At 72.8% G+C, this 7,556-nt stretch carries 9 protein-coding genes; 2 read left to right on the forward strand and 7 right to left on the reverse strand.

The window, feature by feature from the left end; translation table 11 throughout:
* Positions 1-6: 6 nt before the first annotated feature.
* From WMI84_RS15760 to WMI84_RS15780, 5 genes are all read right to left on the reverse strand, one after another.
* The gene (locus WMI84_RS15760; RefSeq protein ID WP_347354725.1) at positions 7-825 is read right to left on the reverse strand and encodes a uracil-DNA glycosylase; all 819 of its coding nucleotides are present in this window, start codon (positions 823-825) and stop codon (positions 7-9) included.
* Between the two features lie 99 nt (positions 826-924).
* Positions 925-1,668, reverse strand: coding sequence for a DinB family protein (locus WMI84_RS15765; protein ID WP_347354726.1), 744 nt, complete (start codon positions 1,666-1,668; stop codon positions 925-927).
* A gap of 149 nt (positions 1,669-1,817) precedes the next feature.
* A complete protein-coding gene (locus tag WMI84_RS15770) occupies positions 1,818-2,306 on the reverse strand; it encodes a DUF1992 domain-containing protein (RefSeq protein ID WP_347354727.1) in 489 nt (162 codons plus the stop codon).
* 186 nt (positions 2,307-2,492) lie between these two features.
* Positions 2,493-3,260, reverse strand: coding sequence for an inositol monophosphatase (locus WMI84_RS15775; protein WP_347354728.1), 768 nt, complete (start codon positions 3,258-3,260; stop codon positions 2,493-2,495).
* A 538-nt stretch (positions 3,261-3,798) separates the two neighbouring features.
* Positions 3,799-4,134 carry a hypothetical protein gene (locus WMI84_RS15780; protein ID WP_347354729.1) on the reverse strand — a complete coding sequence of 112 codons (336 nt, stop codon included), beginning with the start codon at positions 4,132-4,134 and terminating at the stop codon, positions 3,799-3,801.
* A gap of 294 nt (positions 4,135-4,428) precedes the next feature.
* Here WMI84_RS15780 and WMI84_RS15785 point away from each other — a divergent pair, with 294 nt between their 5' ends.
* Together WMI84_RS15785 and WMI84_RS15790 are read left to right on the forward strand one after the other, a co-directional pair.
* Entirely contained in the window at positions 4,429-5,466 is a 1,038-nt protein-coding gene (locus WMI84_RS15785) for an NYN domain-containing protein (RefSeq protein ID WP_347354730.1), read from the forward strand.
* A gap of 91 nt (positions 5,467-5,557) precedes the next feature.
* Entirely contained in the window at positions 5,558-5,956 is a 399-nt protein-coding gene (locus tag WMI84_RS15790; RefSeq protein WP_347354731.1) for an NINE protein, read from the forward strand.
* A 20-nt stretch (positions 5,957-5,976) separates the two neighbouring features.
* Here WMI84_RS15790 and WMI84_RS15795 read toward each other — a convergent pair whose 3' ends face one another.
* Together WMI84_RS15795 and WMI84_RS15800 are read right to left on the reverse strand one after the other, a co-directional pair.
* The gene (locus tag WMI84_RS15795; protein WP_347354732.1) at positions 5,977-6,495 is read right to left on the reverse strand and encodes an ACT domain-containing protein; all 519 of its coding nucleotides are present in this window, start codon (positions 6,493-6,495) and stop codon (positions 5,977-5,979) included.
* 360 nt (positions 6,496-6,855) lie between these two features.
* Positions 6,856-7,556: nucleoside/nucleotide kinase family protein (locus WMI84_RS15800; RefSeq protein ID WP_347354733.1), on the reverse strand; the 701-nt coding region annotated here is incomplete at its 5' end.

Consider the following 7,556-nt stretch of genomic DNA (forward strand, 5'->3'; position numbering starts at 1 on the left):
CGCCCGTCACAGCCGCGCGAGGACCTCGTCGAACATCGCCTCGGTGAGCTTGCCGGTGAACGTGTTCTGCTGGCTCACGTGGTAGCTGCCGAGCAGCCGCACCGGACGGCCCGCCGAGGTCAGCAGCGTCGCCTCGGCCCCGTGACCGAACTTCGGCTTCGGCTTGGGCACCTGCCACCCCAGCCGTCGCGCGGCCCGGATGGTGGCGTCCCAGCCGATCAGACCCAGCGCGAGCAGCGTGCGCAGGTGGGGCTCGGCCAGCTCGAGGTCGCGGTCGAGCCAGTGGCTGCACACCTGCTTCTCCTCGGTCGTCGGCTTGTTGCCGGGCGGCGCGCACCGCACCGGTGCGGTGATCCGCAGCCCGCGCAGGACCAGCCCGTCGCCGCTGGCCACCGCGGTGGGCAGCGAGGCGTAGCCAGCGCGATGCAGGGCAGCGAACAGCCAGTCACCCGAACGATCCCCGGTGAACATGCGTCCAGTCCGGTTGGCACCGTTGGCTGCCGGGGCCAGCCCGACGACGATCACGGACGCCTCCGGGTCGCCGAAGGACGGCACCGGCCGCCCCCAGTACGGCTGGTCCGCGAAGGACGCCCGCCGCCCCGTGGTCGCGACCGACTCACGCCACCGGACCAGCCGCGGGCACGCCCGGCACACGCTGATCCGCGCGTCCAGCTCCGGTATGCCGCTGACCTCCTCGGCGAGGGCGCTGACCTCCTGCTCCGTGTGGGCCACCGGCGTGTCCGGGGTCGCGGGGTCGCCGGGCCAGCCCGACCCCGGCGGCACGGGCGAGGCGAAGAGCTGGCCGGTCAGCGGGTGCGGGTCCATCTCCCCACCGTACTGACCGACTTCCGCCCCTCTTGAGAGGGCACGATTCCCGACCCAGAGTGTTCCGACCGACAGTGCCCGGTTCCCGATCGGACGTGCTCAGTCCAGCCTCCCCAGGTCGCGCACGCAGAACTGGTGGTGGGCCCACTCCTCGTCCAGCAGGATCTGCAGACAGCCGAGCACCGTCTCGTCGCTCGGGTCGACCGGCCACCCGGGCTCGCTCGTGCGAGCGCCCGGCTTCTCGAGGTCCTCGTCGAGCAGGTCGGCCAGGTAGGCACCGATCTCGGCCGCCTGGGCCTCGCGGACCGCCCGCACCTCGGGCAGGGTCGGGTGGGCCGACGGGTCGAGCCCCATCTCGGTCGGGTGCTTGACGAATCCGGCGGGCAGTCCAATCGGGTGGTACGGGTGCTCGATCCCCAGCACCGCTCGCCGGAACCAGGCGTCGGTCACGAAGACCAGATGGCGCAGCGTCTCGATGGCCGACCACTCACCGTCGACGCGGCGGTTCTGGTCGCGCACGGGCAGACCCGCCAAGCGGTTCGTGGTGGCGGCCCACATGTCCACGAGTGTCTCCCACCCCTTTCGCAGACCGGCGACGTCGGTCGAGCGCAGCAGCAGCCGCTCGGGATGGCGCCGGTCGAGCTCGGCCTCGACGAACTGCATCACCTCGACCCCGTTGACGCGAAGGTTGCTGATCAGCCCCTCGACCTCCACGTCGTGCGCCACGACCCCGACGAAGCGGGCGTCGTTGAGCGTCACCTCGCGAAACTCCGCCGTGGTCAGGTCCACGTCGACGAAGCGGGCACCACGCAGATCGTCGTCGGCCTCGAACTCTCGTCCCATGCCTCGATGGTAGAACCGGGACGTTCCGGGCCCGCGGCAGGACCGGTGTCGCCGGGCAGGTGTCCCCGATCATGTGTCGCCGGGCCAGGTCGCCGGGCAGGTGTCCCCGATCATGTGTCGCCGGGCCAGGTCGCCGGGCCGGCCCCGGATCACGAGCCCGACAGCAGGCGCCGCCACCAGGAGCGCCGCGCCGGCACCGGCGTGGTCGGCACCGGCGTGGTCGGCGCGACCGGCTCCCGCGACGCCCGTAGCTCCCGCCACTGCGACACCATGTCGTCGACGTCGAGCGTCTTGGCCAGCAACGGCGGCAGGTTGCCGACCGCGGGCCGCAGCCGGTCGGCCAGCACCCGCTTGTTGTAGTCCGCGACGATCTCGCGCACGTCCTCCTCCCGGGTGACGTCGACGAGCGCCTCGGGATATCCCGCCGCCTCCTTCCGCAGGGCGAGCGCGCCCGGAAGGGCACCGCCGAGATCGAGGTTCTCGCGAGCGGCATACCGCTTGATCCACCAGTCGGGGTCGTTGGCGTCCCGCAGGTCCAGCGGCTTGCCCGCGCCGGGCAGGTCGTCGAAGTCGCCGCGCTCCTGGGCCTCCCGGATCGCCCGCTCCACCGGGCTCTCCCAACGCGGGGTCTGCGTCATGGCTCCACGGTACGTCGCCGCGCGAGTGTGGAGCCCGGCCTGTGTGAGGTCCGGGCTCCAATGGCGGTTCACGTACCACAACGGGCCAGCCGCCTAAGTCGTCAACACTCAGTGTCGCGACGGCGCCGGCTGATACGAAGCCGCCACGCCGACCTCACGACCGGGACGTGACACCCGCAGGGGGAGTCAGGGAAGGGTGACCCGGACGGTCTCGTAGGTCAGCGCGTCGGCGGCGGCGAGCAGGCCCCGGGTCGGGCGAAGCCGGGGCTGGTAGGCCACCCCGTCCAGGGTCCCGGCGGCGCCCCCGGCCTCGCGCAGCAGCAGCGTGCCCGGCGCGTGGTCCCAGGGTGCCGCCCAGTGGTAGACGATGTAGTCCGCCTCGCCCTCGACAAGCTTGGGGTAGTCGATGCCGCACGACACCCAGGTCAGGCGCAGCGCCGGCAGCCCCCCGAACGACTCGCCCACCCACTTGCGCCGCGACGTGCGCCCGTCGAGCGGGGGGAGCGCCGCCTCCCTCCGGAGCCGGCGGGCACCGCACCACGCCCCGGCGCCACGCTCCGCGACGTAGGCCAGCTCGTACTGCGGCTGCCAGATCCACGCTCGGACGGCCTGCCCGCCGACGGTCTCGGACACCATGACCGCATGGTCGGGCGAGCCGTGCACGAAGTTCTTCGTGCCATCCACCGGGTCGACCGTGAAGGCGTGCTCGGCGCTCAGGTAGCGGTCCATCAGGCTGGGGTCGGCCGAGTGCGCCTCCTCCGCGAGGACCACCGCGTCCGGGTAGGCGCCGAGCAGTCCGGCCGTGATGAGCTGCTCCGCCTCGCGGTCGGCGTCGGTCACGAGGTCGCCGGGGTTCTTCTCGTGGACCTCGCCCACCGCGAGCGCCCGGAACCTCGGGTTGATCGCCGCCTCGGCGGCATCGCGGAGCAGCTGCAGCACGGCGTCGGTGTCCACGCCCTCCAAACTAGGCGATCACCGCGCCCCGCCGGTCACCGCCCGTATGCCGCTCAGCGGGCGTGTCGAGGCACCCGCACCCGGTGGTGGGATCCTCCCGCTCCACCCCGCCGACAGGGAGAGCCGCAGCTCGGGGTGCAGGTGCCGACGAGCGACCGGGGTCCACCTCCGCCGGCAGGGAGAGCGGACCGGGCGGACGAGGTCACCGGGACTGCCGTGTTGCGCAGCCCAACGAGTCGCGCAACTATGCCGCATTAGGGACAAAACGTCCGTAGGCTGTCGGTCGGGACAGCGCGCCGGGGAGACCCGGGGAGGCAGAAGACGGGTCCCGGACCACGTCCGGGGCCCGTCGGCCCTCCCGTGTCCCGGCACCGCTACTTACCCGGGCCGGATCTCGACGGCGCGCCCAGCGCGGGCGGGTGCGGGCTCGGACGTGGCCCGGGTGGGCCAGCGGCGCGACCCGGGCCGCCACCGGACGTGCGGCGCGCCGCCCGGGCGGCTGTGCGGCATACGCCGGGTGTGTCCAGGTGGGTGGCCCTCAGGGGCGGGTGCGCCGCGACGCGTTGCGGCTCACGTGGCTGCGCAGCTGGGAGAGCACCTTGGCCTCCGCGTCGTTGAGGGCGTCCTTGGTGGCCTCGAGGTGAGAGACCCCGACCAGGGCCGGCAGTCCCTGGACGCGCACGTCGAGCGTGGTACGCATGCCCGGCTGGCCGCGGTCCTTGAACCGGATCGAGATGTCGACCTGGCTGGGGTCGAAGCGGTCGAGCTGGGTGAACAGCTGGGCCAGGGTTCGTTCGATGAAGTGGAGGTCGTCCTGTCCGGCGCCTCCCTCGAGACGGACCCGGTCGATCAGGCGGTTGCTTTCGGCGTCCATCGGGCGCTCCTTCGTCAGGACCACGGGAATCTCCGAGGCGGTGACCCCATCCTAGGAAACTCCTTGTGGACCAACGAATCCTGACCACCGGCCACAATGTGAAAGCGCTCACCCCAGCGGTCCGCAGCGGGCACAATGGGGGAAGGGCGGCGCCGCGCTCCCCTCCCCCGCGGTGCCGCTCCGCCGCAGCCCCGCACCGACGGGCCGGCGGCTGCCAGGCGCCTCCACCGGGTTCGGCGCGGCTCCCAGCGTGAGGTCCGAGCACCCGGCCCGGGCCTGTGACATGGTGGCGGTATGAGGTCCTATTGCGCTATATACGTCGACGCCGGATACCTGCTGGCCTCGGCCGCGACGCGCGTGACCGGGACCTCGCTGCGCGGCGGTGTCGTGATCGCCTACCGCGAGCTGATCGAGGCGCTGATCGGCCAGGTCGAGCTGCAGAGCGGGTTGCCCCTGCTCCGCGTCAACTGGTACGACGCCGGCGGCGGGCCCGGCGGGGCCCCTGACGCGTGGCAGGACCAGATCGGCATGCTGCCGCGGCTCAAGCTGCGTCTCGGGCGGATGTCACCGGGTGGCGAGCAGAAGGGGGTCGACCTGCGGATCGGCCTGGACCTGGCCACCCATGGGCGCAACCGCGTCGCCGACGTCATCTACCTCGTCTCGGGCGACGACGACCTGACCGAGGCCGTCGAGGAGGCCCAGGGCCACGGCGTGCAGGTCATGCTCCTGGCGGCACCGGACCGGCACGGCCGACCGCACGCCGTCTCGCGCAACCTCCAGCGCGAGGCCGACGGCACCGCCCTGATCGACCCGGTCATCATCGACCGGTTCGTCAAGCCGCGGCCCAAGCCTGCGCCGGCCCCCTTGGAGCAGCCCGAGACCGTCGAGCGCGCCTCGGTCCCCACGCCGGCGGCCCTCGCGACCAGCCGGCCGTGGACCACCCCGATCCCGGCTGTCCGGTCCGGCGAGCAGACGGCCGGCCCGCACGGCAACCACACCCTGCACTCCGCGCCGCGCATCGTCTACTCGAGCACGACCGGTCGGGCCTCGGTGGGCGACGCGAACCTCCCGCCCGAGATCGAGAAGCTGGTCGAGGAGGTCGTCCACGGCGTCGTCGACACGTGGAAGAGCACCGTGACCGACGCCGAGCTGCGGGCGGTGCGCTCGGAGCGGCCGTACATCCCGCGGGACCTGGACCGGGCCATGCTGCTCGACATGTCCGCCCGGCTCGGGATGTACGACGTCGACGAGCGCTCGCGGCTCGCCCTGCGGGAGCATTTCTGGGAGGTGCTCGGGTCGGGAACGGCCGACGACGCGCCCGCCGCGCAGTAGCGGCTCCCGGCACCTCCGGCGACCTGCGTGGCCGAGGGGGCGAGCGGCATAGGCTCGAACCCCACCACGCGTTCGAACCCGAGGAGCAGCGATGAACACCCAGCCCACTCCGGAGAGCCCGGACAACCCGCCGCCCGGATGGTATCCGGACCCCTACGGCCAGCCGATGACCCGCTACTGGGACGGCAACATGTGGACCGAGCAGACCGGTCCGGCTGCCGCGCCGCCGCTCAGCGCGGCCCTGGCGACCAAGGTGCTCATCGACCAGTACGGCAACCCCGTCAGCCCGAGCTCGCGCCTGGCCGCGACGCTGCTCTGCCTCTTCCTCGGCCCGCTGGGGGTGCACCGGTTCTACGTCGGCAAGGTGGGCACCGGCATCCTGCAGCTGCTCACGGTTGGCGGGCTCGGGATCTGGTCGCTCGTCGACCTGATCATCATCATCGTGGGCCAGTTCCGGGACGTGCAGGGCCGCCTGCTGGTCAACTGGTGACCGGCCGCCCGGTCGACGGGCTACGGGCCGGTGACGTCGATGTCGACGAGCAGCTCGCTGGCGAGCCGTTCGATCCCGGCGCGGACCTCCCCGATGTCGACCGAGGGAGGCACCCGGGCCACGACGTGCGCCTCGAACAGGCGCCCGCCGGCCATCGGCGCGTCCCGACTCTCGGTCGACATCCGTTCGATGCTGAGACCGCTGCGGGCGAGCACCGCAGAGACGTCGTGGACGATCCCCGGGTGGTCGTTGCCGAGGACGTCGATCGTGAGCCGCTCAGCGTCGCCGGCGGCCGGCTCGGCCTCGGCGCCGGGGTGCGCGGACACCTCGAGCAGCCCGTCGAGCCCGCGAAGCGCATCGGTCAGGGCCGCGCCCCGGTCGGCCGGCACGGTGACGACCACGATGCCGGCGAACTTGCCGGCCAGCTCGGCCATCTGGCTGTCCTCCCAGTTGCCGCCCTGGCCGGTCACGACCTGGGAGAGCGCCTCGACGAGTCCGGCGCGATCGTCGCCGATGACGGTGAGCACGAGCTTGGGCACGAAGGCATCGTAACGAGAGGTGGGGCGCCAGCGCGATCCGTGACCGCGCGGGCCTTGGCCGGACCTGGGTGTGGGCGGAGCGCTCGCTCGTCGGGGAGGGGACGCGAACGAACGCTCCGCCACTGCGGCCCCGTCTTCGGGATCGAGGTGCCCCAGCGAGGGAACCTGTGTGTAGACACCTCACACCGCGCCGGAGGTTCCGGTACCTCCAGAGTAGGTGGACTTCAGCCCGATGTCCTGCCGAAATGCCGACCCATGCACCGGCAACCACCCGCTCGCAACCGCTTCCGTCGGCCGGTACCACAGGCCTTCGCATGCGTCTCACCCCGACCCGGCTGTTGCGGCACGGCCGGCGCACGGTCAGGCCGTGGTGACCACGAGGTCGGCGCGCCCGCGCGTGGCCGCCACGAGCCGCGCGTTGGCCTCGTCCGAGCGCAGCACCCACTCCCGCGCCGCCTGCGGCGTCTTGCCGTACTTCACGTGCCGGGCCACGAGCCGCTCGGTCCGGGTCCGGTCGTCCACGTCGACGTACCAGACCTCCGCGAGCAGCGAGCGCACCGCGGGCCAGGGGTCCTGGGGCAGCAACAGGTAGTTCCCTTCCGTGACGATCAGGCGCACCGACGGCTCCACGGCGATGGCAGCCGCCAGCGGCTGCTCCAGGTCACGCTCGAACCCCGGCGCGTACACGGTCCGGTCCCGTTCCTCGGACAGCCGCCGGAGCAGGGCCAGGTAGCCGTCCGCGTCGAAGGTCTCGGGGGCGCCCTTGCGGCCGGCCAGCCCCAGCCGCCGCAGCTGCACGTCCGCCAGGTGGAAGCCGTCCATCGGGACGAGGTGGGCGGCATCCGGTCCGAGGCCGACGGGCGGCGGCGCATCGAGCCGGTCGACGAGACCCCGCGCCACGGTCGACTTGCCGGCGCCCGGCGGGCCGGTGATCCCGACGACCACCCGGCCCCCCGCTCGTGCGCCGGTCACGAGCGCGACGAGCCGGCGTACGAGCGCGTCGTAGGGAGGCCGCATGCTGTCCACCTTGGCCCTCGTGGGCGTCCTGACGCCAGCGCCAC

Origin of the sequence: Intrasporangium sp., from assembly GCF_039812505.1 — a bacterium.
GTDB lineage: Bacteria > Actinomycetota > Actinomycetes > Actinomycetales > Dermatophilaceae > Intrasporangium_A.